Source organism: Anaerozeibacter quisquiliarum (genome assembly GCF_051162045.1).
Lineage (GTDB): Bacteria > Bacillota > Clostridia > Christensenellales > Aristaeellaceae > Anaerozeibacter > Anaerozeibacter quisquiliarum.
In genome coordinates this window covers 1-23,191 of record NZ_JBISDI010000019.1, presented here as the reverse complement: position 1 = coordinate 23,191, position 23,191 = coordinate 1, and the positions used below count along the sequence as shown (strand labels likewise).

Below are 23,191 nucleotides of genomic sequence, written 5' to 3'. Positions count from 1 at the left end.
AATGCCGCAGGCATATTCCATTTCTCACCGCGGCATACTATTGCAAAAACCACGCAAAGGAGTATGCCCATGCAGGACAAATCCTCGCTGGCCTTTCTGAAGCCGCTGGTGTTCGCAGCGCTGCTGCTGCTGCTGATTGCGGCGGTGCTGCTGGCCATGCAGCCGGGCGCGCCCGACGTACCCGCCGACGCGGTCTACGTAAGCGCACGATCGGAGGGCCTATGAGCGCATCCGAACACGAGAAGCAAAAGCATCGCAATTACCACAAACTCGTCGAGCGTCTGACCCCCAACAGCAACTTGCTGCAGGGTTGTCTGCGCGCGTTCTGGGTGGGCGGGCTGATCTGCGTCGTCGGGCAGCTGATTACGCTGGCGGGCGAGAAGTACCTGAACCTGAGCCTGATCGCCGCGCCCTCGTTCACCGCCTGCGTGCTGGTGTTCCTGGGCACGGGGCTGACCGCGCTGGGCATCTACGACCGCATCGGCAACTATGCCGGCGCGGGCTCGATCGTGCCGATCACCGGCTTTGCCAACTCGGTGGCTGCGCCCGCGATCGAATACCGGCGCGAGGGGCTTGTGCTGGGCGTGGGCGCGAAGCTGTTCACGCTGGCCGGGCCGGTGCTGGCCTACGGCATCACCGCGTCGGTGCTGGTGGGGCTGATCTACTACTTCGCGGGGGCATAGCGCTCAAAGTCGCACGCCGCCTCCAAGATGCGCGCAAGCGCCTCCAGCCCGGCCTGGTCGGCTTCGTCGAAGCGGCCAAGGGCCGGGCTGTCCACGTCCAGCACGCCCACGACCGCGCCGTTCGAAAACAGGGGCACCACGATCTCGGCATTGGACGCGGCGTCGCAGGCGATGTGCCCCGGAAAGGCGTGCACGTCGTCCACGCGCACGGTGCGCCGTTCGGCTGCGGCCGTGCCGCAAACCCCCTTCCCGAACGGTATGCGGATGCAGGCCGGCTTGCCCTGAAACGGCCCCAGCACCAACTCGCCTCCGACGTCCAGGTAGAAGCCCGCCCAGTTGACGCCTTGAAGGCCCCCCATGATGAGCGCCGAGGCATTGGCCAGATTGGGTAAGGGCAACCGTTCGCCTTCGGTGAGCGCGGCGAGCTCGAACGCGAGCTTTCGATAATCGGTCATATACATCCCTCCATCCTGTCCATTGTACCGCAGGCGCGCGCAGCGCGCAAGGCTCATAAAGCGCGCCGTCCGCGCGCATACTAGCCAAAAATGCACACAGGAGGATGCGCTGGCATGATCTCCCAAACCATCGTGTACCGAAACAGGCCCCGCGTGCGCGCGGCCGCCGCGATCGTCGGTCAGAAGGAGGGGCTGGGCCCCTACGGCCGGGATTTTGACGAGGTGCTGACCGACGACCTGCTGGGCAAGGACACCTTCGAGCAGGCCGAGTCGGAGCTCAGTCGGCGCACGGTCGCGCTGTGCCTTGAAAAGGCCGGACAGACTGAGCAGGTACTCGAGGCGCTGCTGTGCGGCGACCTGCTCAACCAGATCGCGGCGTCGGGCTTTGCCGGGCGGCAGCTGGGCGCGCCCTTCCTCGGGCTGTACGGCGCATGCTCGACGATGGTCGAGGCGCTGCTGCTCAGCGGCGTGCTGGTCGACGGAGGCTACCGCCGGCACGCGGTCTGCGCGGCGTCCAGCCACTGGTGCACGGCCGAGCGCCAATTCCGCTTCCCGCTGGAGCTGGGCAACCAGCGCCCGCCGTCGGCGCAGTGGACGGCCACCGCCGCCGGCGCGCTGCTGCTGGACTTGGATCCCAAGCCCTCGCTCGCGCGGCTGACGCACGCCACGATCGGGCGCGTGATCGATTACGATATCGTGGATGCCAACCATATGGGCGCGGCAATGGTGCCCGCGGTGGCCGATACGCTGCGCGCGCACATGGACGACACCGGTCGCACCCAACGCGACTACGACCTGATCGTCACGGGCGACTTGGGCACGATCGGGCGCACGCTGCTGCTCGAACTGCTCAAGGAGCGCGGCGCGCCCGTTCCCGGCGAGAAGCTGATCGACTGCGGCGCGACCTTGTACGATTCGTCGCAGGACGTGCACGCGGGCGGCAGCGGCTGTGGCTGCATCGCCTCGGTGCTGGCGGCACACTTCGTGCCGCAGCTTGCGCAGGGCGCGGCCCGGCGCATATTGGCGCTGGGCTCGGGCGCGATGCTCAGCCCCACCACCACCCAGCAGGGCGAATCGATCCCCAGCATATCCTACGCGGCGGCATTGGAGGCGGACGAAACATGAACATATTTCTCTCGCTGGTCAAGGCGTTTGCGGTCGGCGGGCTGCTGTGCGTCATCGGCCAGGTGCTGTTGTTCAAGACCGGCATGACCAGCGCGCGCATCCTGGTGGCCTATGTGGTCGCGGGCGTGGTACTGACGGCGCTCGGGCTGTACAAGCCGCTGGTCGACTTCGCGGGCGCGGGCGCGACCGTGCCGCTGAGCGGCTTCGGCTACTCGCTGGCGATGGGCGCGATCGAGGGCGTCAAGGAGCACGGCCTGATCGGCGCGTTCGTGGGCGGCGTGGTCAACACCGCCGGCGGCATCACCGCCGCGATCGTGTTCGGATTGCTGTTCGCGCTGATCGCCAAACCCAAGGCAAAGCCATAGTCAAGGCCATAGTCAAGGACAGGGGGCTCGGGCGATCGCCCGGGCCCCCTGCGTCTTGACACGCCGATCGCGCCATCGTCCGATGCGGAACTCTCCCCGGGGAACCGATTATGATGTTTCTCGGCCCACTTCCGATCACGATCATGAGCAGCAACCAAAAGCGAAACCGCATGTGCGGCATTTGCTATTCGCCATCGCCTGCGTCATCCGTTCCCAGATCAGCAGAAACCGTAAACGTCCCCGTGAACCGTCCATACCCGTCAAATTCTCCATCATATGCGACGCGGACCGGACTTGCGTAACTGAGCGCCTCGTCAAGCGCCGACCTTGGAAATGTCGAATCAAAGAAAAATGTGAATAGCGCCCCGTCCTGATCCTGAACCGTGAATGCTTCTGCGTCAACTCCGGCCATTGTGCCCATTACCTCTCCGGCGAGATATGAATCGGCGGGCACACTGCGAACATAACCGATTCTCAGAATCTCATCAAGCGCGGTCGTTTGCTTTGCAACAGCAAGCGCGTTCTGCAAAACGACCCTGGCGCTTTCTTGAAACGCTCCCAGCGACGCCTCGTCTGCATTGAGGGGATTCATGACGCCCATGTCCCCAGGCGATAAAAGCACGCCTTCCGGCATATGGGTCAGACGGTATTCAGTGTCAAAAGCCAGGGTCCCGACTTCCGCTTTATCCTGTTTGATATTGAATGTGACCTCGCCATACCAGACTCGATCGCCGTCCTGATCGTAATGCGTTCCGTCGTATTGGATGTCGAGCGAAACATCCAGCTGTTCATCGGGGATCCTCGCTTTTAGGAGGATTGTCGCGCTGTCTGTGGCGGCGCCTTGTCCGCCCGTCTGTTTGCCGATGATGTCACCTATGCTCCCGCCGGTCACCACGCCTCCAGCTTCCGTGCTGCGCTTTTGAATGGAAAACCCAACCTCGCTCGTTTCACCGTCCGCCGTGGCGCAGAGCCCGGCAGCAGCGTGGGCGTCGCTGGAGTCTGCGTCAACGGCATCCTGCGTTTGCACGTACATGGAGACATCCCCCTCCCCCGGCAAAGTCGCCGTCATCTCGCCGTAAACGGCATGGTTCCCTTCGTGGGCGCTGTAGTCGATCTTCACGGCAACGGGCATTTGCTCGTCGCCGACAGCAATCAATACGTCCGTCACAATCCGGCCAGCGCCTTCGTCCGCATCATATAATCGGATCGTTACATCCGTTTCCACACCCGCCGCGTCCAAAAGGGCGGGGACTTCCGAAAGGGCATTGCCGCTGTGCTGTTCATACAACATGCCCGCCTGCCGCCAAACGGCAAGCAACAGCGGATCGGACTGCGCCATCTCTTCAATCAAAGCCAGATATTGCGCCAGTTTGAGCGTAGCTTCGACAACCTCTGCGTCCACGGTCTGATTGAACAGCGCGATGCGCTCCCGCCTCATCGGCTGTATTGCGAATTCATCGGCCGCATTGTGTCTTATCCGATCCGCCAGTGCGTTCAAGTACGCGGCACCGGTCGAGCTTCCGATACTCGCGGCAAGGGATTCCATGACGGGCGGCGCTTGGCTCAAGAGCATTCCTGCGCCGGCCTCAGACGTTAGGAGCTCTTGAATGTCCTGTAGGGGGATCTGCATGAGGTGGGAAAGCCCACCCGACTGATTGTGCATATAGCCCTTGATCTGCGCATCTTCCAGCGCAAGCAGAATCTGGAGAACGATGGCGTTGCCGCCATAGATGTCGGCCACCAGCAGGCCGCGGGCCATCGCCTCGTCAATTCCGGCGGACAGCCGCACGGCCGCGCCGATATCCGTGGTCGATCCTCCCGCAATCAACCGAAAGCTGTCCGCAGTCAGCACCGCCATGTCGTAACCTTCTGCGAACCCCGCCACCGATGGCACCATAAGCGCCATCACGAGTATGAACGCCAAGGAGCAACGGACCATCTGTTTCATATTTGTCTCTCCTTATGTAAGCTCGTTCCAGGCGATCATATTGTCCGGCATGCTTTTTCGCGCTATCTCTGCATCCATTCGTGGCCGCATTGCTTACAGTATGTATTCGGGTCACAGGAACCGACGACGCAGCCGCCCAGACGCACCTCTCCCGCTTCGGCCCTCTGAAGCGTCTCCTCCGTCGGATACCCATAGACGATTCTGATTACGTCTGCCGATCCGCATTGAGGGCATTGAACCTGCGCGTCCCCATGAAACCCAAAGGTATCGCCCGCCTCTTGGATAAGCCCGAGGCCCGTTCCGATATGGAGCACGGCGGCAACTCCGGTGCCGCAATCATCCAGACCCGGCACCCGAATCGGAGAACAGGCAGCCATGAGAAGTGATAGCATGAGTGCGCTCCCTCGTAAGATGAGCATGAAGTACACCTCCTATTTCATCCGCCAAATACATCATCGAGTCTTGTGCCATGTTGAATCGGCGTTCTATATGGCGCGAAATGGGCAGGGCGTATCGCTCACAATCCGCTTCTTCAACGAGTTGCAGGTACCAGGCGGCATTGCAGGCGCCGCTTGCTTGCGATGTATGGTGCTCATACAGCCGAAAGCTCCCAATCGCCCCACCAATATACCTCTGACCGACTCGAACCCATCCGCGGGCGACATGATACCGATCCAAGTATGGTTATGTATTGGACGGAAAAACGGTAAATTGTGTTGCTGTAACGTTGATCTTTTTCATGTATGTCTATTAAGATGCCGCGCACCGGGCGTAACGGTACGCCGCCGGACGGCGAACGCGTCTCCCCCGTCACGCCGGAAAACGTACCGATCAGAAACAATAGGCGGTGGGGCTTCGATTTAAGGTCGGCAAGGACGCCCAAAACGCAGGCGGGCCGATGCTGTTCGGCCGCAAGTTCGGCAACTGCGACCAGGATATCCTGGCCCGTACCTTCTATCACAAATTGTAGGAAATGATTCTAAGACAGCGCCGCCTCCGGCCCGTAGACGATCAGCAGCGTGCCTTCCCGGACCGATACCTCGGCGGGTCGGCCGATGAACTCGTTGCTGACGCCGATCGGATAGGCGGGGCGCAGCGCATAATCGTCGAGCGCATACTTGAGGCCGGTTTCGGTAACGCCCCGGCACTCGCCCGACAGCGCGAATACCGACACCGGCCCGCGCGAGGCGGCGCCGAAACGCAAGGAACCGTCCTTGACCGCGGTCAGCACCTCGCCGTCCGCGTACAGGAAGCCGCGCGCACCGCGTTCGGCCAAATAATTGAGGCAGCCGATGTTGGCCAGCGTGTGCGCCATGCGCCCGCCCGCGCAGCCGTATAGCCGGAAGGCTCGGTAGCCCTTGTCCAGCGCGTACATCAGCGCCGCCAGCACGTCGGTCTCGTCCTTGACCGGGTTCAGCCGGATCACATGCGGGAACGAATCGCCGCGGGGGCCGTTCGCGAAGCATCGCGAAGCATGGCCCGCATCGGCCCGCCCCGGCTCGCCCAGCGAGTCAAAGTCCCCAATCAGCACATCGGCTTTGAGCCCCAGCGCCTGCACGTGCCGATAGCCGGCGTCCGCCGCGATCACGCAGTCGCCGTCCTCAATCGCGAGATCCGGCCAAAAAAGCGGGCCCGCGCCGAACACGTGGCATATGCCGTTCATCGTTCCCCTTCTTTTTTTCGAGATAGGCCATCAGCGCGTCCCGCGACGCCTGATAGCCGAATGCCTCAATGTCGTGCCGGTAGCGCCGCGCCACCCGCCGCGCCGTATCCAAGTCGTACATGTCCATCCAGCCGTCCTCGCTGTCCGTCTTGTTGTGCCGGGCGAGCGGCGGCAGATCGTATCTTTTGCGGATGGGCTCGTACGCCTCCGGCAGATCCTCCATCTTGCCCACAAACTGGGCCAATTGCCGATCGCCGTCCCGCAGCATGAACTGCTGGCTGACGAAATGGCGATCGCTCAGAGCGTCGGGAATCAGGCACACCCGGCGCGCGAAGCGCGTAAAGCCCCGGTCCCGGGCCAGAAAGCCCAGCAGGTAGTGATCGAAGTAGCCGTCTTTCTCGTACAGCCCGTGCCTCGCCATGCCCAACAGATGCTTGTCGGTCTGGTATTTGTTCAAATAGCACGAGACCAGCCGGCGGAACGGATCGCGCACGAAGGTGAACGTGAAGTAGTCCGGATAATTGCCTAAGTCGATGTCGCTCAGGTAGCGCTCGTCCCGCGCCACCGCGTCGATGATCTCGCGATAGTTGCCGCTCCCCCCATGCAGCCCTCGGATGCTGGCCTTGATCGAGGTGCTGGCCGCCTTGGCGTTGGACAGATAGATCAGCCGGCGCTCGTCATCGATGAGGTAGTTGCGCGACATATACATGCCCTGCTTTATGAGTTGCGCAAGCCCCCGGCGCAGCTCGCGCGCCTTGGCGCACGTGCGGCTCAGCGCCCGGTATAGCCGCGGGGTATGCCGGAGCGCCTGCTTGACCGCCTGCTTCATCCGGCATCACCCTCGGCCGTCATCTCCGCAAGCTTCGCCTCAATCGCGCCCATCAGGCTCTCCACGCACTCCTCTTCGCTCCATACTTCGGTGTCCAGCACCAGATCGGGGTGCTCGGGCGCTTCGTAGGGCTCGTCGATGCCGGTGAAGGCGGCGAGCTTGCCGTCCATCGCCTTCTTGTACAGGTTCTTGGGGTCGCGCTGCCGGCAGGTCTCGATGCTGGCCTTGACGTAAACCTCGATGAAGCTGTCCGGGCCGATCGCCTCGCGCGCCTCGCGGCGGCTTGCTTCATAGGGCGAGATCAGAGACACCAGCGTAATCAGGCCGGCGTTGCGGAACAGTTGCGCCACATGTGCCACGCGCCGGATGTTGGTTTTGCGGTCCTCGGGCGAAAAGCCGAGGTCGCTGGTCAGTCCTCGCCGCAGCTCGTCGCCGTCCAGGATGTAGGCCGGCCGACCCGACTCGACCAGGATCCGCTCGACCTCCTGCGCGATCGTGGTCTTGCCCGCGCCCGACAAGCCGGTCATCCACACCACCAGCCCGCGAAGGCCTCCGTGTTTGATCCGCTCGGCCGCGGTCAGCCGCGCGGGCGACCAGCGGATGTTGCGCACGTCGTAGTCGAACGCCTCGAGCGCCTCGGTGATGATGCCGCCGCCGGCGATCTCGTACTTGTCGACGATCACAAACCGCCCGATGGACTCGTCGTCCGCGGCCAGATCGAACGCGATCGGGCGCTCAAGCGTAATCACACACTCGGCCACTTCGTTGCGCTCCACGTACTGGCGCAAGGCGCTCGACAGCGTGGCGGCGTTGACGATGCGCGTCACCGCCTCCAGTTTCATCTTCACGTGAGCGGTGCCGCACTTGAAGCCGTACTCCATACCCGCCGTAAGACGCCGCTTGCCCAGCCAGAACAGGTTGGCGCGCAGACGCACGCCCACGTACGGCGCGCGCTCGCCCGCGCGGCAAACCACCTCGCCCCGCTTGACGAAGATCTGCTCGGTCATCGTAAAGCCCGCCGCCTGCCCCGCGGCATACCGCTCGGGAGCGGGGGCGTTGAATATTTCCAGCTGCTTAACCCGGGTCTTCTTGCCCGACGGGTAGAACACCACCTCATCGCTCGGGCGGATGTCGCCGGCCGAGACCGTGCCCGCAACGACGCGGCGGCTGTCGCCGCGGCCTGTGAACTTGTAGACCCCCTGGACCGGCATGCGCAGCGGCAGTTGATCGGGCAGCGGCGTGGATTCAAACGCGTCCATCTGTGTAAGCACATTCGGGCCCTCGTACCAGGGCATATTGGCCGAGTGGTTCACGATGTTGTCGCCTTCCATGCCGCTGACCGGGATGAAGGCGGCGGGCGCGATGTCGATCTTCTTTAAAAAGCGCTCATATTCGCCCTGGATGTCCTCGAACACCTGCCTGCGGTAATCGACCAGGTCCATCTTGTTGACCAGCACCGCCACCTGTTTGATGCCCAGCATCGACAAAAAGTAGCCGTGCCGGCGCGTGTTCTCCTCCACGCCCCGCGAAGCGTCGATCACCAGCAGCGCCGCCTCGGCGCGGGAAGCGCCGGTCACCATGTTCTTGAGGAACTCGATGTGGCCGGGCGCGTCGATCACGATGTAGCGGCGCAGCTCGCTCCTGAAAAAGCAGCGGGCGGTGTCGATCGTGATGCCCTGCGCCTGTTCATTCTTGAGCGCGTCCAGCAAAAACGCATATTCAAAGGGCTTTGAATTGCGACGGCACTGCTCGCGCACGAACTCGAGTTTGCCCTCGGGCAGCGTATGCGTATCGGCCATCAGCCGGCCGATCACGGTGGATTTGCCGTGGTCGACGTGGCCGACGGTGACGATGTTCATGACCTCGTCCATTTTGACCGCGTTCATGGATGCACCCCTTCGGTACCAAATATGCTTCTGAACCCTCGGGGGGTTGGAGGGGCCAAAGCCCTCCATGTTCAAATCACTTGTGCCGGCTCCGCCGGTTCAAATGGATTCCCCCGTTCCCGTTTCACGCACAGCACTCTACGCCAGACGCGCGTGACCCCATTACATGTAGCCGTTGCGCCGCAATGTCTCGAGACCGCCGCCGTCCTCCTTGTCCTGCGCGCGGCCGCTGCGCTCGGCGATGTTCGACAGCGCGCCGGTCTTCAGCTCCTCGATGATCTCGCGGACATTGCGCGACTCAGATTCGATCGGGCCGGTGCAGGGCGCGCAGCCGAGCGAACGATAACGCTTGCCATCGCCCTGATTGTAGTACAAAGACACGGTGGGGATGTTTTCGCGCTCGATGTACTCCCAGATGTTCAGCTCGGTCCAATCGAGCAGCGGGTGAATGCGCACATGGGTGCCGGGCGCGAAGTCGGTCTTGAACTGGTTCCAGAACTCGGGAGGCTGGTCGTCCAGATCCCAGTCGTTGTTTTTATCGCGCGGGGAGAAGTAGCGCTCCTTCGAGCGCGAGCCCTCCTCGTCCGAGCGCGCGCCCACGATCACGCCGGTGAACGCCTGGCGGTTTTTGTCGACCTCGTATGCCCCGGTCTCGAGGTTCAGCCGATAGCGCGGCCACTTGCCGCTCAATGTGTGGGTCAGCGCCTCGGTCTTGAGCAGCCGGCAGCACTCGACGCGCGACACCGCGCCGTCGGGAAACGTGCGCCTTGCCTCGAGCGCCTCGCGGTTTTCGCCGTAGATCATGTACAGCCCGTATTCGCGCGCGAGCTTGTCGCGGTAGTCGATCATTTCGGGAATCTTATAACTCGTGTCGATGTGTATGAGCGGAAAGGGCACGTGGCCGAAGAACGCCTTGCGCGCCAGCCACAAGAGTACCGTCGAGTCCTTGCCGATCGACCACAGCATGCACAAATTGTCAAACGCCGCGTAGGCGTCGCGTAAAATATGTACGCTCACGCTCTCCAATCGGTTCAGATGATCCAATGATAATATCCCTCCCGCCCATGACCGGTGTGTTTATTTTACCTCATATATTATACTGAACGGGCATGTCTATTCAAGCGAAAATTGTAGGCAGAAGTGTAATAAACCGCCCGCAACCGGTCGGCAAGAATCGACGCACTTTACCTGCTTTTGATGCTCGGTGTATGTATGGTTTACCGCGCCGGGGTATGCTACCAGCGTACAAAGTAAGAAGGAGAGAACAATGATGAAGAAGCTGATGGGGATTATGCTGTCTGTGATCCTGCTCGTGGGGGCGGCCAGCTGCGCGGCGGCGCTCGACGGTATCACCGTGGTGTCGCGCGAGGACGGCTCGGGCACGCGCGGCGCGTTCATCGAGCTGTTCAAGGTGGAAGTAAAGAACGACGCGGGCGAGAAGATCGATCAGACTTACGAGGAAGCGCTGATTGCCAGCACCACCGGCGTCATGCTATCGACCGTGGCCGGCAATCCGAACTCGATCGGCTATGTGTCGCTGGGTTCCTTGTCCGATACCGTGAAGGCCGTGAAGATCGACGGCGTGGCCGCGACGGTCGAGGGCGTCAAATCGGGCGAATACAAGGTGGCGCGCCCGTTCAACATCGCGACTGTGGGCGAGCTCAAAGCGCTGGCGCAGGACTTCGTGAACTTCATCCTGTCGGAAAACGGCCAGCAGGTCGTCGAGGCCAACCACTACGTGCGCGCTTCGGAAGCGCCGGCCTACTCGGGCGCCCCGACTTCCGGGTCCATCGTGGTCGCGGGCTCGTCGTCGGTCACCCCGCTCATGGAGAAGCTCAAGGAAGCGTATTTGCTGGTCAATCCGGAGGCTGTGATCGACATCCAGATGAGCGATTCGACCACCGGCATCAACGCGGCCTTGGACGGCATCGCCGACATCGGCATGGCCTCGCGCGCGCTCAAGGACAGTGAACTCGAAAAGGGCGCGGCGCCCACCGTGATCGCGATGGACGGCTTGGCCGTGATCGTGAATAAGGAAAACGCGATCGAGAACCTGAGCGCCGAGACCGTGCGGCAGATCTTCACCGGCGAAGTGACCGATTGGAACGCGATTGGATAACGACCCCGGCGGGCGACGCCCTCCCATCCCCCGCCAAGAGGGGGACGGGAGGGCCGATCTGTCCTCCATACTTCACGGATTGCGAGGGTTTCTATGCTGAAACACAAGGAAGCGCTGATGCGGTGGGTGTTCATCATCGCGGCCTGCGCGTCGATCGCGGCGGTCGCGCTGATCTGCCTGTTCCTGTTCGCGAGCGCGCTGCCCACGATCATCAAGATCGGGCCGCTTGACCTGCTGCTCGGGCAGAAGTGGAAGCCGGGCAACAACATCTATGGTATTCTGCCGATGATCCTCGGCAGCCTGTACGTCACCGCGGGCGCGATCGTGGCAGGCGTGCCGCTGGCGCTGATGACGGCGATCTTCTTAACCCACTTCTGCCCCAGGCGGCTCTACCGGATCCTCAGGCCGGCGGTCGACCTGATGGCCGGCATCCCCTCGGTGGTGTACGGCTTTTTCGGGCTGATGGTGATGGTTAAGATGGTGCGCACGCAGTTTGGCGGCAGCGGCAACGCCATGCTGACCGCGTCGCTGCTGCTGGGGCTGATGATCCTGCCCACGGTGACGGGCGTGGCGCATTCGGCGCTTATGGCCGTGCCGGCGAGCTACTACGAGGGCAGCCTGGCGCTGGGCGCGAGCCATGAGCGCAGCGTGTTCTTCGCGGTCGCGCCCGCCGCCAAGTCGGGCATCCTGGCGGGCGTGATCCTGGGCGTGGGCCGCGCGATCGGCGAGACGATGGCGGTGATTATGGTGGCCGGCAACCAGGCGCGCATGCCCGCGGGGCTGCTCAAGGGCGTGCGCACGCTGACCACCAACATCGTGCTGGAGATGGGCTACGCCGCCGACCTGCACCGCGATGCGCTGATCGCCACCGCCGCGGTGCTGTTCGTATTCATTTTAATCATCAACCTGAGCTTTTCGCTCATCAAACGGAGGACGGCCGCATGAAGAAAAAGATCGATTGGCTGTCCCCCCTGCTCCGGGCGCTGACTTGGGGCGCTGCGCTCGTCACGCTTTCCCTGGTCGTCGGGCTGGTCGGCTACGTGCTGGTCATGGGCGTGCCTCACCTGACGCCCGCGCTCTTTGCGTGGCAGTACAATTCGACCAATGTGTCGATGCTGCCCGCGATTTTCAGCACGCTGATGATGACGCTCTTATCGCTGCTGTTCGCGGTGCCGCTGGGCGTGGGCGCGGCCATTTATCTCGTTGAATACGCCCGCAAGGGCAGCCCTCTGGTGTCGCTCGTGCGCGTCACCGCCGAAACGCTGTCGGGCATCCCCTCGATCGTGTACGGTCTGTTCGGCATGATGTTCTTCGTGACGCAGCTTAAGTGGGGTTACTCGCTGCTGGCCGGCGCGGCCACGCTGTCGATCATGATCCTGCCGCTGATCATGCGCACCGCCGAGGAGGCGCTGCTGTCCGTGCCGGCCAGCTACCGCGAGGGCAGCTTCGGCCTGGGCGCGGGGCGGCTGCGCACCGTGGCGCGCGTCGCGCTGCCGGCCGCCGCGCCCGGCATCCTGGCCGGCGTCATCCTGGGCGTGGGGCGCGTGGTCGGGGAGACCGCCGCGCTGATCTACACCGCCGGCACCGTGGCGCAGATGCCGACATCGCTGCTTAAGTCGGTGCGCACGCTGTCGGTTCACATGTACGCGCTGTCGAACGAGGGGCTGTACGTCAATCAAGCCTACGCCACGGCCGCGGTGCTGATGGCACTGGTGGTGCTGATTAACACGCTGTCTATGCGCGTCGCCCGGCGCATTGCGAAAGGGTCGCTGTCATGAACAAATTTACGATCGAAGATGTGAACCTGTACTACGGCGCGTTTCAGGCGCTCAAGGGTGTGAACCTTACGATACCCGACCGGCAAATCACCGCGATGATCGGGCCGTCGGGCTGCGGCAAGTCCACGCTGCTCAAGTCGCTCAACCGCATGAACGACCTGGTCGAGGGTTGCCGCGTGGAGGGCGAGATTCTGCTGGACGGTCAGGATATTTATGGTACAATGGACGTGAACCTGTTGCGCAAGCGGGTGGGCATGGTATTCCAGAAGCCCAATCCGTTTCCCATGAGCGTGTACGATAACGTAGCCTACGGCCCGCGCACGCACGGCATCCGCTCGAAGGCGCGGCTGGACGAACTGGTCGAGCGCTCGCTGCGCGACGCGGCGATCTGGGACGAGTTGAAGGATCGGCTGAAAAAGAGCGCGCTTGGGCTGTCGGGCGGGCAGCAGCAGCGGCTGTGCATCGCGCGCGCGCTGGCGGTCGAACCCGAGGTGCTGCTGATGGACGAGCCGACGAGCGCGCTGGATCCGATCTCCACCGCCCGGATCGAGGAGTTGGCGCTGTCGCTCAAGCAACGCTACACGATCGCGATCGTGACCCACAACATGCAGCAGGCGCTGCGCATCTCCGACCGCACCGCCTTTTTCTTGCTGGGCGAGGTGATCGAAGCGGGAGCGACCGAGGCGCTGTTCTCCACGCCGAAGGATCCCCGCACCGAGGACTACATCACCGGGAGGTTTGGATGATGAGGAGCCGATTTGACGAGCAGCTGATGAAGCTGAACACCGAGCTGATCGAGTTGGGCGCGATGATCGAGTACGCGATCGACTCGGGCGCAAAGGCGCTGACCGAGCGCGACCTGGCCCTTGCGCAGCGCATCATGGAATACGACCGCGAGATCGATCAAAAGGAGCGCGATATCGAGAGCCTGTGCCTGAAGCTGCTCTTGCAGCAGCAGCCGGTGGCGCGCGATTTGCGCTTTATCTCCGCGGCGCTCAAGATGATTACCGACATGGAGCGCATCGGCGACCAGGCGGCCGACATCTCGGAACTGGTGCTGATGATGGGCGCGACGCCGCACGCAACCGAGCTTGAGCACATTCCCGCGATGGCGAGCGCCGCGATCGGCATGGTCAAGCGGGCCATCGACGCGTTCGTGGCGCGCGACTCCGGCATGGCCGGCGCGGTCATCGAGGCCGACGACGAAGTGGACGCGCTGTTTGACACCGTAAGACAGGAACTTGCGCAGCTGATCGCGCGAGACCCGTCCTGCGCGATGCAGGCGCTCGATCTGCTGATGATCGCCAAATACCTCGAGCGCATCGGCGACCACGCGGTCAACATCGCCGAATGGGTGCAGTTCGCCGTGACCGGCGTACACAAGGGGGAGGAGCGCGCGTGATCTACTACGTCGAGGACGACCGCAACATCCGCGACCTGGTCGTGTACGCGCTCACCCAGACCGGCTATCAGGCGCAGGGATTTGAAAACGGCGCGGCGCTTTCCGAAGCGCTGACGCGCGCGCTGCCCGAACTGATCCTGCTCGACATCATGCTGCCGGGCGAGGACGGGGTGTCGATCCTGCGTCGGCTCAAGGCCGACCCTCGCACGATGGCGGTGCCGGTGGTGATGCTGACCGCAAAGGGCGCGGAGGAGGACAGGGTGCAGGGGCTGGACGCGGGCGCGGACGACTACCTGGCGAAGCCCTTCAGCGTGATGGAACTGGTGGCGCGCGTCAAGGCGGTGCTGAGGCGGAGCGCCGCGCCGGGCGCGCGCGCGAAGGTCACCTGCGGCGGCATCGAACTCGACCCCGAGGGACACGCCGTGCGCGCGTACGGGCGCGCGGTGGCGCTGACGCTCAAGGAATATGAATTGCTGACCTTCCTGATGACCCACGCGGGCAAGGCCTACGACCGCGAGAAACTGCTGGCCGAGGTCTGGTCGATCGACTACTTCGGCGGCTCGCGCACGGTGGACGTGCACATCCAGACGCTGCGCGCGAAGCTCGGCGCGGCGGGCGCGCGCATCGAGACGATCCGCGGGCTCGGCTACCGCTTCCGGGGGGATGGGCCATGAAGCGGCGGATCATGCGCGGCATGTTGGCCCTTACGCTGGGCACGGCGGCGGCGCTTGTGCTGGCGGCGGCGCTCATCGCCTACGACGCGTTCTTCGACCGCTTCCACGCGCAGCTGAAGACGCAGCTGAATACGGCCGCGGCCTCCATGGAACTCGCGCAGGACCAGACGGCGCTGTTCAAGGCGCTGGCGGTGGCCAATCCATCCGTCCGCTTCACCTGGATCGCCGGGGACGGGCAGGTGCTGCTGGACAGCCGGACCGGATCCAGGGCCATGGAGAACCACCTGATGCGCCCGGAGGTTGTGCAGGCGCTGGACGGCGGCGACGGGCACAGCGAGCGCCACTCGACGACGCTCGGAGCGACCACGATCTACTATGCCCGGCGGCTTGCGGACGGCAGCGTGCTGCGGCTGGCGGGCACGCGCACCAGCGTGTTCGCGCTGGCGCTGGGGTTCGCGGGGCTGCTGCTGCTTGCGTGGCTGGTGATTGCGTCGCTGTCGGCCTGGGCGGCCGAGCGGCTGACGCGCGCCGTCGTGCGCCCGATCAACGAACTGAACCTCGACGACCCGCTCTCCAGCGACCAGCCGTACGTCGAGCTCTCGCCCCTGATCGCGCGGCTCGACCAGTCGAACCGGCGCGCGGCCGCGCAGATGCGCGAGTTGGCGGCGCGCCAGAACCAGCTCTCGGCGATCACAAGCGGCATGGAAGAGGGGCTGGTGGTGCTGGACGCGCGGCAGTATGTGCTGATGCTCAACCGGAGCGCCGCGCGGCTGTTCGGCGTCGATCCGCAGGCGCAAATCGGCAGGCACGTACTGACGCTGGGCCGCGATATGGCGCTGCTTTCCGCGGTGCGCACAGCGATGGAGGGCGCGTCGGCGACCGAGCATCTGGCGCTGAACGGCCGGCAATACCAACTGCTGGCCAGCCCGGTCATGGAGGACGGCGCACGTGCGGGCGCGCTGCTGCTGCTGCTCGACGTGACCGACAAGCAGCTGGCGGAGCAGTCGCGGCGCACGTTTTCGGCCAACGTATCGCACGAGCTCAAGACGCCGCTGACCTCGATCCTGGGCTACGCGGAACTGATGAGCGGGGGGCTGGCGGGCGAAGGCGACATGCGCGCGTTCGCCGGGCGCATTCATGAGGAGGCGGCGCAGCTGCTGACGCTGATCGATGACATCATCCACCTGTCGAGGCTGGACGAGCGGCCAGCCGCGTGCGCGGACGAGCTCGTCGAGCTGTCGGCGCTGTGCAAAGCGGCGGCCGCGCGGCTGGCCCCTGCGGCGGAGAAGGCCGGGGTGACGATCGAGGCGGGCGGCGAGGCGGCGAGCGTGCGCGGCGAGCGGACGCTGCTGGAGGAGTTGGTCTTCAACCTGGCGGACAACGCGGTCAAGTACAACGTGCCGGGCGGCTCGGTGCGGCTGAGCGTGCGGACAGGGCCGGAGGGGGTGTCGCTGACGGTCGACGACACCGGCATCGGCATCCCGGAGGACGAGCAAGGCCGGGTGTTCGAGCGGTTTTACCGGGTGGACAAGAGCCGCTCCAAGGAGGTACCCGGCACCGGCCTGGGCCTATCGATCGCCAAACACGCCGCCCAGCTGTGCGGCGGCACGATTGCGCTGCAGAGTGTTTTGGGCAAGGGAACGCAGGTGCGGGTAGAGTTTCCCGCGTGAACGCTGATGGGAGTCCGGAGGGCTTTGCCCTCCGGACTCCCATGACCGCTCACGCGGGGAACTTTTTTGCTCCCCCTATCCTCATCCCTCTTCCACGCGCTGCTGCAACGCTTCATACGCGCGGAACAAGTCCAGCCGCCCGGTCTTATCATACCCGATCTTGAGCGCGTTCAGCGCGCGGTCCTTGTCCCCCATCTGCTCGTACAGCTCGGAGACCGCCTTGTAGGGCTCCCATGCGGACTCCCTCAGCGTGATGCACTTCAAATACGCCGTCAGCGCCTTCTCGCGGTCGCCCACCAGCGCCTGCGTCTTGGCTACCTTGAGCATGAAATCGTAATTCTCCGGCTCCATCCGCAGCGCTTCATAATAGGCGTCCGCCGCGCGCCGCACACTGTTCTCGCTCAAGTACCGGTCGCCCAGCGCGGCGTACCCGGCCGCCGAACCGCCCCAGCCCATACCGGCGCGCAGCATCTGCCCGCCGGGCATCACCAACAGCCAAAACACGAAGCCCAGCACCACCAACAGGAACGCGGCGGCCACGCCCGACTTGATCCGCCGATTCCAATCGACCTCGTCGTCCAACTCGTCGTAGGGGCGCTCGCCCGGACGCTCGATGTCCTCAAAAAACAGGTCGTCCCCGCCGCGCTTCTTGCGCTTCGGAACCAATGTGCTCGGCGCCGTCCAGCCGGCCTTTTTCTTGGGCGCGATCGGAGCCTTGCGCGCCGGCGGCTCCTGCATGCGCCCATTGGACCGCGCGGCGCGGTTTACCCGGCGCTCGACGCTCGCCGTACGATCGGGGTTGAGGTCGGGCGCGCTGCGAGCGCCCCGCGACGGCTGCGCCGGGTTGTCGCCCAGCGGCTTCACCTGGCGCGACGGGTCGGGCCGCCTGAACGGCTCGTGCGCCTCCGGCACCTCCGCCTCGGGCGCAGCCGCCTCGGGCACCTCCGCCGGCGCCGCGGGCGCTTCCCAGGGTTCCGACTCCAGCACCGGTTCCTCCGGCATCAACTCCGCCTCGATGGCCTCGACGCTCACCGCCATGGGCTTTCCGCAAAACGCGCAGAACGCCGCGCCGTCGGGGTTCGCCTTGCCGCAACTCACGCAATACATGCTCCCGCCCCCCATCCGCTGTTATTCCATCCTCGCCAAGGATTCGTAATAGGGATCGCCCGTGAAATCACGGTCGCGCGCGCCGGGCTCGCCGCCCAGCGCCTCGATCGCGTTGGCAATCTCGAGGTAGTCGAGATACCCTAAGTCCTCCATTTGAATGACCCGTCCGAGCGCCTCGAGCGCGCGCGCGTCGCCCAGCCGCGAAAGCAGCGACGCGAACAGCGCGCGCCGGTCGTGCCGGCGCAAAAACTCGCGCATTGTATAAGTATAGATGCGCTCATCGCCGGGAAAGTTGCACAGAAGGTCGAGATAGATCGCCAACGCGTGCTCATTTGCGCAATCCAGTCGCTCGAGCATGCCCGGCACGGCGGCCGCGCCCAGGTTTTGCAGCAGCTCCGACGCCACCTCGGCCAGCGCATCGTCCGCTTCCGCCCGATCGATCAGCCGAAAGCAGTCGTCCATGGGTTCCGCGGTATCGAGTTCGATCAGCAGATTCAGCGCCGTCTGGCGCACGGCCTCGCCCGCCTGTTCGTCGCGCACGAGCGCGAGCAGCGGCTTCACCGACGGCTCACCCAGCTGCACGATCCGGGACAGCATGAGCTCCGGCACGCTCACGCCCGCCGCCTCGTAGTCCGCAAGCGCGCGCACGAGCTCGTCCGCATCCTCAAACGCCGCGAAGTAATCGGCGGGCGTGCGCCCGTCCAGCCAATCGGCGCGCCGGTTGATGAAGCGCAGGTAGATTTCGCCCGCCTGCTCCTCCATGGCCTCGGCGTTCCGGAACCGGCCCGCGTTCTCGCGCATCCAGTCCGTAAGATACCGGTGGAACGGCGCGTCAAAGTCGATGATCCGCATGGGCATCCTCCTTTTCCGCAAGTCCCAACAGCCGCGCGCAGCGCTCGGCCCGCCGGGCGGGACAATCGAGCAGCGCCGCAGCCGCGGCCGGGTGCATTTCCCGTCCGGTCTCCCCCATCGCGCTCGCCAGCAGCGCCGCGGCCCAGCCCTCCGCGTCGCGCGGGCGCAGCGGGCGCCGCAGCTGCTCGAACCGCTCGAGCGCCAGCCGCACCACCACCGTGGACAGCTCGCCGGTCAGCGGCTTCGCCCGGCCAATCGCCAGCTTCATCGCCTTGCGCAGCACGATCGGCACGCGCATCCCCGAACCGCCCGAGATGGTCATCACCACCTCGCCGCCGCGCTCGGGCCAAGAGATCGTGGCGTTGGGCACGCCCGCGCCCGGATCGAGCATGCCCTCGAACAGCAGGGCGCGCGCGTCGCTCGCGTCGATGCGGCTGAGCAGCGCCTGCGCCAGCAGCGCGCCCTGGCGCTCGCCCGAGCGCACCGCCCAAGTGAGCAGGCCCCGGAAGGCGCGCACCTGCCAGTCCTCGCGCAATTGCTCGTCGCTCATGACCTGCGCCTGCTTGAGCGCGTGGAGCCGCCGCGCGCGCTCCTCGTCGGGCAGCGCGTAGCCATAGCCCATCTCGGGGCTCAGTTGTCCGGACTCGGCCTTGCGCAGGTAGTGGCGCGCGACCGGGTCGCTCGGGTCGATCAGCAGCATGCGCGTCCAGAAGCTGACCGCCTGTAAAATCTCGCGCCCCTCGCGCACCCGGTTGACCGCGCACAGGTGCAAAAGCGACCGGTCGTAGGGCGCGGCGCGGAGCGCCTTGGGCAGCAGCGGCCGCACCTTATCGTCGTCGCCCAGCGCGCAGGCCGCTTCGAGCAACAGCCGCCGCTCGTCCGCGTCAGCCGGGTCGATCTTCATGCGCGCAAACGCCTGCCGCGCCGCCGCCCGGTCGCCCGCCGCAAGGTACACCTCGACCGCCGTGAACAGCGTGCGGATGCGCGCACGGCCCGAGGAAAGCGCCCGCTCGATCGCGTCGCGCGCCTCGGCCGAGCGGCCTTGCCCCATCAGCGCTCGCGCCAGCAGCACGCCCGCGTCCTGCCGCCGCGCGTTTGCCTTGAGCGCCCGGCGGCTGAGCAATTCCGCCGCGCCCAAGTCGCCGCGCTTCAGCCGCTCGTTGGCCTCGGTCAGCAGCCTCGTCGCGCGCACGACGCGCCGGTTTTTCGATTCGCCCAGCGCCCGCAGCAGCGTCAGGTTCTTGAACATGGTGCGCACTTCCTCGCGCTCCATGGCCTTGGGGTCGCGCGCCAGGAACTGCACCATCGCGCGGTAAGCCTTCTCGGGCTCGCTCATCCCGAAATAGTTGCAGCATAGCCCGAAATAGCAGTCGTCCGGCGCGGACTTCTCGGGCAGCATCGCGGCCAGCACCCGGTTGGACTCCGTGTAGCAGCCCATCTCGCACAGCGTCTCGGCCATATCCATCCGGTGCTTCAGGTTGTGCGGCTCCCGCTCCGCCGCGCGCCGGAACAGCGACAGCGCGTCCAGCAGCCGCCCCTCGCGCCGGCCCAGCGCCGCGCGCGCGGTCAGGTATTCAACGCTTCGCTCAAAGGGCACAACTTTGCTCAAAACAACATCCTCCCGGATCGCAGGTTATGGGCGTGTCGCCTGCGCGAGCAGTTCGCGCAGCTCTCCGTCGTCAAACTTCTGACGCCGATTGCAGAAGTGGCAGTCCACTTCGCACCCCCTACGCTCCTCGATCATCTGCGTGAGTTCTTCGCGTCCGAGCGAGATCAGCGCCCGCGCGGCGCGCTCGCGGCTGCAGTCGCAGTGGTAGCGCGGACGGCTTTCGCCGAGCGCCTGCGGCTGAAGGTGGCTGAGCAGTTGCTGCGCCGCCCCATGCAAATCGTATTCCCGCATGGTGGCCGAAATGTTGGTGAACATCTTAGCGCTCAGCTCGACCGATTGAATGGCCGCCTCGCTCGCGCCCGGCATCAGCTGCACGATCAGCCCGCCCGCCGCCACCACCGTATCCTTTACGAGCACGCCCAACGATACCAGCGACGGCACCTGCTCGGACGCGGTGAAGTACATGGCGAAGTCCTCGCCCAGCTCGCCCGAGACCAGGTTCACCCGGCCCGTATAGGGCTCTTTGAGCCCCAGGTCCTTGATGACCGACAGCGTGCCTGCGCGCCCGACCGCGTCGCCGACCGGCAGCTTGTCGCCGGCGCGGGGCAGGTCCGCGTCGGGGTTTTGGACGTAGCCCTTGACGCCTCCGTCCGCGCGGCCCACGGCGATCAGCGTGCCCAGCGGCCCGTTTCCCTTGACCATGCAGGTGACCGAATGGCCCTCGCCCTTGAGCTCCGAGCCCAGCAGCGCGGTCGCGGTCAGCAGCCGCCCGAGCGCCGCGGTCGCCACGCGGCTGGTGTTGTGAATCCGCCGCGCGGCCTCGCACAGCGCGGTCGACTTTATGAGCAACGCGCGCGCCTGCCCGTCCAGCAGGCTCACGCGCATGAGGGCGTCGTTATTCAGCGTGTGATCCATCGCAAGTTGATCTCCTTTTGTTGCGCGGCTTACGGGTGGCTCATCCCCATTCCCCCCCTGGGCGGTGTGCCTACAGGCCCGCCGCCCCGCCCCTGTGGGGACACCCCTCCGAAGAGGGCAATGGAGATGGCCGCCCCTACGGTTTATGCGCGACCAGATGCCAGCGCCCGTCGGCCTCGGTCGCGGGTTCATATGTCTGCTCGCCGTAGGCGCGGATGTCTTCAAAACCTGCGGCCTCGAGCGCCGCGATCAACTCGGGCAGGGTGTGCGCCCGCTGCGTTTGCCGCTCGTCAAAGCGGCGGTACAGCCCGCCGCCCTGGCGCGCAAAGAAGGTCAGCGCCATGCGCACGAGCGGGCCATCGGCCTCGCTCACCCAGAAGTAGCTGATGTCCTCGCGATCCTCGTAACAAGGCGCACGGGTCAGCCGGTTGAGCTTGCCCGGCGTCGATACGTCGAACGCCAGCGCGCCATGCGGCTTCAGCGCGCGGTACGCGCCGTCAAAGAACGCGCGCACCCGCGCGCCGGTAAGCAGGTAGTTCACGCCGTCGCAGGGCGCGAGCACCGCGTCGACGCCCCGGTGCAGTTGAAGCGCGCACATGTCCTGACGGATAAACGCGATTTGCGCGCCCCTCAGCCGGGCCTTGTCCGCCGCCACGCGCAGCATACCCTCGGACAGGTCGGCGCCGATCATGGCAAGGCCCAGCGCATGGAACTCCACGGTCATGGAGCCGGTGCCGCAGCCGCATTCGCAAGCTGCGTCGCCCGCCTTCAGCCCGGCGATCCGCCGGTAGTACGACGCCCAGCCGGGGTAGTCCACATCGTCCATCAGCCGGTCGTATACAGAAGCAAACTCCGCCGGATACATCCTATCCCCTTCTGCCGGAAACCCTCGCCCCGATCATGCCGGTCTCCCGCGCGGTCAGCCCGCTCCAGCCGACCTCCACCAGCTTCTCGAGCAGCCCCAGCTCCTCGGCCGCCTCGTATTTCAGCACTTCCACCCGGCTCATCGGCACCCAATTCAGCGCCACTTTTTTCATCCCCTTGCGCACAGAATACGTGTAGTATGCGCGGGGGCGGGTGGATTAAACCAATGTGTCCGGGCCGTCCTCGCCCTCGGGCTCGTCGTCCCAATCATCCTCGGTACGGCCCCGCAGCCCCATGCCCACCTGCGCGCCCTCGATGCGGGGGTTCAGGAATTTGTCGAAGCAGCTGTTGGCATAGGACGCATAGACGAAGCCGGTCAGGGCGAAGCCGATGGCCAGGTAAAAGACGACCATCGCGATCCCGCCGTAGGGCACGAACAGCGCGATCATCGCGGGAATCCCCACCGAGCCCGCCAGGAACAAGACCGACCAGGGCAGGCGCGCGACGGCCATGATCGCGGCGTTGCGCACGAGGTCTTTGAACTTGAGGTCGTAGGTGACCATCATCGGGAACAGCAGCATGTTCATCATCCACCACACGGCCGTGATGGTCATCGCCAGCATCTGCGGCAGCAGCCACAGCGCAGACTCCTTCGCCAATTGGCCGTAGAAGAAGAAGCACATCGCGGCGATGAACAGCGAGAAGCCGTTGACCAGCCCGACCAGCAATCCCTGCTTCCAATTGCCCACGATGGCGTCCTTGTAGTCGCTCATCAGGAACACGTGCTGGTCGCGCGCCCAGTTGCGCAGGATGCGCATCTCGCCGACCGCGCCCACGCCCGCGAGGCCGAGGCAGGGGATCATGCCCGGCAGGTAGAAGGACAGCAATAGCCCCTGCGGGTTCTGCATGTCGCCCGCCTGCAGCACCGCAAAGTTGATGCCCGACCAGATCAGGGCCGGCAGGCAAAACAGCAGGTAGATCAGGTTGACGGTAAACAGCCGGGCGAAGTGGATGCGCAGCATTTCGAAGAATAGCTGCACCCGGTTGTCCGGCAGCTGGTCGGGCGTATAGTCGGCCTGTCCGGCCTTGCCGTAGTAGAACCGCTGGAAAAAATTGAACCCCGCCATGCGACTCCCTCCCGAGGGCAATTTGCCATTCTATATCATACCACAGAATCCCGCGCGTGAAAAGCCGCCTTTCGGCACGAATCGCCGAATTTCGGATGGAAAGGGGAAAATGATGATGAG

The 23,191-nt window shown here is 64.8% G+C and carries 25 protein-coding genes; 12 read left to right on the top strand and 13 right to left on the bottom strand.

Going from position 1 to position 23,191, the window contains the following annotated elements; translation table 11 throughout:
* Positions 1 to 69 precede the first annotated feature (69 nt).
* The gene (locus ACH6CV_RS09810) at positions 70 to 225 is read left to right on the top strand and encodes a hypothetical protein (protein WP_456358008.1); all 156 of its coding nucleotides are present in this window, start codon (positions 70 to 72) and stop codon (positions 223 to 225) included.
* Positions 222 to 683 (top strand): stage V sporulation protein AC, encoded by a 462-nt coding sequence (spoVAC, locus tag ACH6CV_RS09805; RefSeq protein WP_456358007.1) that lies wholly within the window; start codon positions 222 to 224, stop codon positions 681 to 683. The genes ACH6CV_RS09810 and spoVAC overlap by 4 nt, the downstream gene beginning before the upstream one ends.
* On the opposite strand, the gene ACH6CV_RS09800 is transcribed toward spoVAC, so the two are convergent.
* A complete protein-coding gene (locus tag ACH6CV_RS09800; RefSeq protein WP_456358006.1) occupies positions 665 to 1,138 on the bottom strand; it encodes a GAF domain-containing protein in 474 nt (157 codons plus the stop codon). The two genes, spoVAC and ACH6CV_RS09800, sit on opposite strands and share 19 nt — an antisense overlap.
* Positions 1,139 to 1,252: 114 nt before the next feature.
* On the opposite strand from ACH6CV_RS09800, the gene ACH6CV_RS09795 reads away from it, so the two are divergent.
* Positions 1,253 to 2,263, top strand: coding sequence for a stage V sporulation protein AD (locus ACH6CV_RS09795; protein ID WP_456358005.1), 1,011 nt, complete (start codon positions 1,253 to 1,255; stop codon positions 2,261 to 2,263).
* Positions 2,260 to 2,628 (top strand): stage V sporulation protein AE, encoded by a 369-nt coding sequence (gene spoVAE, locus ACH6CV_RS09790; protein WP_456358004.1) that lies wholly within the window; start codon positions 2,260 to 2,262, stop codon positions 2,626 to 2,628. Before ACH6CV_RS09795 ends, spoVAE begins: the two co-directional genes overlap by 4 nt.
* 184 nt (positions 2,629 to 2,812) lie before the next feature.
* Here spoVAE and ACH6CV_RS09785 read toward each other — a convergent pair whose 3' ends face one another.
* Positions 2,813 to 4,576, bottom strand: a complete 1,764-nt coding sequence (locus ACH6CV_RS09785; protein ID WP_456358003.1) for a hypothetical protein — start codon at positions 4,574 to 4,576, stop codon at positions 2,813 to 2,815.
* Positions 4,577 to 5,423: 847 nt separating this feature from the next.
* On the opposite strand from ACH6CV_RS09785, the gene ACH6CV_RS09780 reads away from it, so the two are divergent.
* Positions 5,424 to 5,546 carry a hypothetical protein gene (locus ACH6CV_RS09780; protein ID WP_456358002.1) on the top strand — a complete coding sequence of 41 codons (123 nt, stop codon included), beginning with the start codon at positions 5,424 to 5,426 and terminating at the stop codon, positions 5,544 to 5,546.
* A 9-nt stretch (positions 5,547 to 5,555) separates the two neighbouring features.
* Here ACH6CV_RS09780 and ACH6CV_RS09775 read toward each other — a convergent pair whose 3' ends face one another.
* The 4 genes from ACH6CV_RS09775 to cysD all read right to left on the bottom strand — a co-directional run bounded on the left by ACH6CV_RS09775 (position 5,556) and on the right by cysD (position 9,998).
* Positions 5,556 to 6,239: a thiamine diphosphokinase gene (locus tag ACH6CV_RS09775; RefSeq protein WP_456358001.1), complete on the bottom strand. Its 684-nt coding sequence runs from the start codon at positions 6,237 to 6,239 to the stop codon at positions 5,556 to 5,558.
* Positions 6,178 to 7,068 (bottom strand): sulfotransferase family 2 domain-containing protein, encoded by an 891-nt coding sequence (locus ACH6CV_RS09770; RefSeq protein ID WP_456358000.1) that lies wholly within the window; start codon positions 7,066 to 7,068, stop codon positions 6,178 to 6,180. The genes ACH6CV_RS09775 and ACH6CV_RS09770 overlap by 62 nt, the downstream gene beginning before the upstream one ends.
* Positions 7,065 to 8,954 carry an adenylyl-sulfate kinase gene (gene cysC, locus ACH6CV_RS09765; protein ID WP_456357999.1) on the bottom strand — a complete coding sequence of 630 codons (1,890 nt, stop codon included), beginning with the start codon at positions 8,952 to 8,954 and terminating at the stop codon, positions 7,065 to 7,067. Before cysC ends, ACH6CV_RS09770 begins: the two co-directional genes overlap by 4 nt.
* Positions 8,955 to 9,116: 162 nt before the next feature.
* The gene (cysD, locus tag ACH6CV_RS09760) at positions 9,117 to 9,998 is read right to left on the bottom strand and encodes a sulfate adenylyltransferase subunit CysD (RefSeq protein ID WP_456357998.1); all 882 of its coding nucleotides are present in this window, start codon (positions 9,996 to 9,998) and stop codon (positions 9,117 to 9,119) included.
* Positions 9,999 to 10,224: 226 nt separating this feature from the next.
* Here cysD and ACH6CV_RS09755 point away from each other — a divergent pair, with 226 nt between their 5' ends.
* The 7 genes from ACH6CV_RS09755 (at position 10,225) to ACH6CV_RS09725 (ending at position 16,597) form a co-directional block, all read left to right on the top strand.
* Positions 10,225 to 11,073, top strand: a complete 849-nt coding sequence (locus ACH6CV_RS09755; protein ID WP_456358052.1) for a substrate-binding domain-containing protein — start codon at positions 10,225 to 10,227, stop codon at positions 11,071 to 11,073.
* A gap of 93 nt (positions 11,074 to 11,166) precedes the next feature.
* Complete coding sequence (gene pstC / locus ACH6CV_RS09750) at positions 11,167 to 12,018, top strand: phosphate ABC transporter permease subunit PstC (RefSeq protein WP_456357997.1); 852 nt, start codon at positions 11,167 to 11,169, stop codon at positions 12,016 to 12,018.
* On the top strand, positions 12,015 to 12,851 hold the full coding sequence (pstA, locus tag ACH6CV_RS09745; RefSeq protein WP_456357996.1) for a phosphate ABC transporter permease PstA: 837 nt from the start codon (positions 12,015 to 12,017) through the stop codon (positions 12,849 to 12,851). The genes pstC and pstA overlap by 4 nt, the downstream gene beginning before the upstream one ends.
* Positions 12,848 to 13,597: a phosphate ABC transporter ATP-binding protein PstB gene (gene pstB, locus ACH6CV_RS09740; protein ID WP_456357995.1), complete on the top strand. Its 750-nt coding sequence runs from the start codon at positions 12,848 to 12,850 to the stop codon at positions 13,595 to 13,597. The genes pstA and pstB overlap by 4 nt, the downstream gene beginning before the upstream one ends.
* The gene (gene phoU / locus ACH6CV_RS09735) at positions 13,597 to 14,253 is read left to right on the top strand and encodes a phosphate signaling complex protein PhoU (protein ID WP_456357994.1); all 657 of its coding nucleotides are present in this window, start codon (positions 13,597 to 13,599) and stop codon (positions 14,251 to 14,253) included. Before pstB ends, phoU begins: the two co-directional genes overlap by 1 nt.
* Positions 14,250 to 14,927 (top strand): response regulator, encoded by a 678-nt coding sequence (locus tag ACH6CV_RS09730; RefSeq protein WP_456357993.1) that lies wholly within the window; start codon positions 14,250 to 14,252, stop codon positions 14,925 to 14,927. Before phoU ends, ACH6CV_RS09730 begins: the two co-directional genes overlap by 4 nt.
* On the top strand, positions 14,924 to 16,597 hold the full coding sequence (locus ACH6CV_RS09725) for a sensor histidine kinase (protein ID WP_456357992.1): 1,674 nt from the start codon (positions 14,924 to 14,926) through the stop codon (positions 16,595 to 16,597). Before ACH6CV_RS09730 ends, ACH6CV_RS09725 begins: the two co-directional genes overlap by 4 nt.
* A gap of 81 nt (positions 16,598 to 16,678) precedes the next feature.
* Here the strand turns inward: ACH6CV_RS09725 and ACH6CV_RS09720 are convergent, their stop codons facing one another.
* The 7 genes from ACH6CV_RS09720 to ACH6CV_RS09690 form a co-directional block, all read right to left on the bottom strand.
* Positions 16,679 to 17,704, bottom strand: coding sequence for a zinc-ribbon domain-containing protein (locus tag ACH6CV_RS09720; RefSeq protein ID WP_456357991.1), 1,026 nt, complete (start codon positions 17,702 to 17,704; stop codon positions 16,679 to 16,681).
* 21 nt (positions 17,705 to 17,725) lie between these two features.
* Positions 17,726 to 18,556 carry a hypothetical protein gene (locus ACH6CV_RS09715; protein WP_456357990.1) on the bottom strand — a complete coding sequence of 277 codons (831 nt, stop codon included), beginning with the start codon at positions 18,554 to 18,556 and terminating at the stop codon, positions 17,726 to 17,728.
* Positions 18,537 to 20,165 carry a tetratricopeptide repeat protein gene (locus ACH6CV_RS09710; RefSeq protein WP_456357989.1) on the bottom strand — a complete coding sequence of 543 codons (1,629 nt, stop codon included), beginning with the start codon at positions 20,163 to 20,165 and terminating at the stop codon, positions 18,537 to 18,539. The genes ACH6CV_RS09715 and ACH6CV_RS09710 overlap by 20 nt, the downstream gene beginning before the upstream one ends.
* Positions 20,166 to 20,189: 24 nt before the next feature.
* A complete protein-coding gene (gene hslO, locus ACH6CV_RS09705) occupies positions 20,190 to 21,080 on the bottom strand; it encodes an Hsp33 family molecular chaperone HslO (protein WP_456357988.1) in 891 nt (296 codons plus the stop codon).
* A gap of 136 nt (positions 21,081 to 21,216) precedes the next feature.
* The gene (locus ACH6CV_RS09700) at positions 21,217 to 21,945 is read right to left on the bottom strand and encodes a class I SAM-dependent DNA methyltransferase (RefSeq protein ID WP_456357987.1); all 729 of its coding nucleotides are present in this window, start codon (positions 21,943 to 21,945) and stop codon (positions 21,217 to 21,219) included.
* Between the two features lies 1 nt (position 21,946).
* Positions 21,947 to 22,108, bottom strand: coding sequence for a small, acid-soluble spore protein, alpha/beta type (locus ACH6CV_RS09695; protein ID WP_456357986.1), 162 nt, complete (start codon positions 22,106 to 22,108; stop codon positions 21,947 to 21,949).
* Between the two features lie 54 nt (positions 22,109 to 22,162).
* Positions 22,163 to 23,071 carry a hypothetical protein gene (locus ACH6CV_RS09690; RefSeq protein ID WP_456357985.1) on the bottom strand — a complete coding sequence of 303 codons (909 nt, stop codon included), beginning with the start codon at positions 23,069 to 23,071 and terminating at the stop codon, positions 22,163 to 22,165.
* Positions 23,072 to 23,191 lie beyond the last annotated feature (120 nt).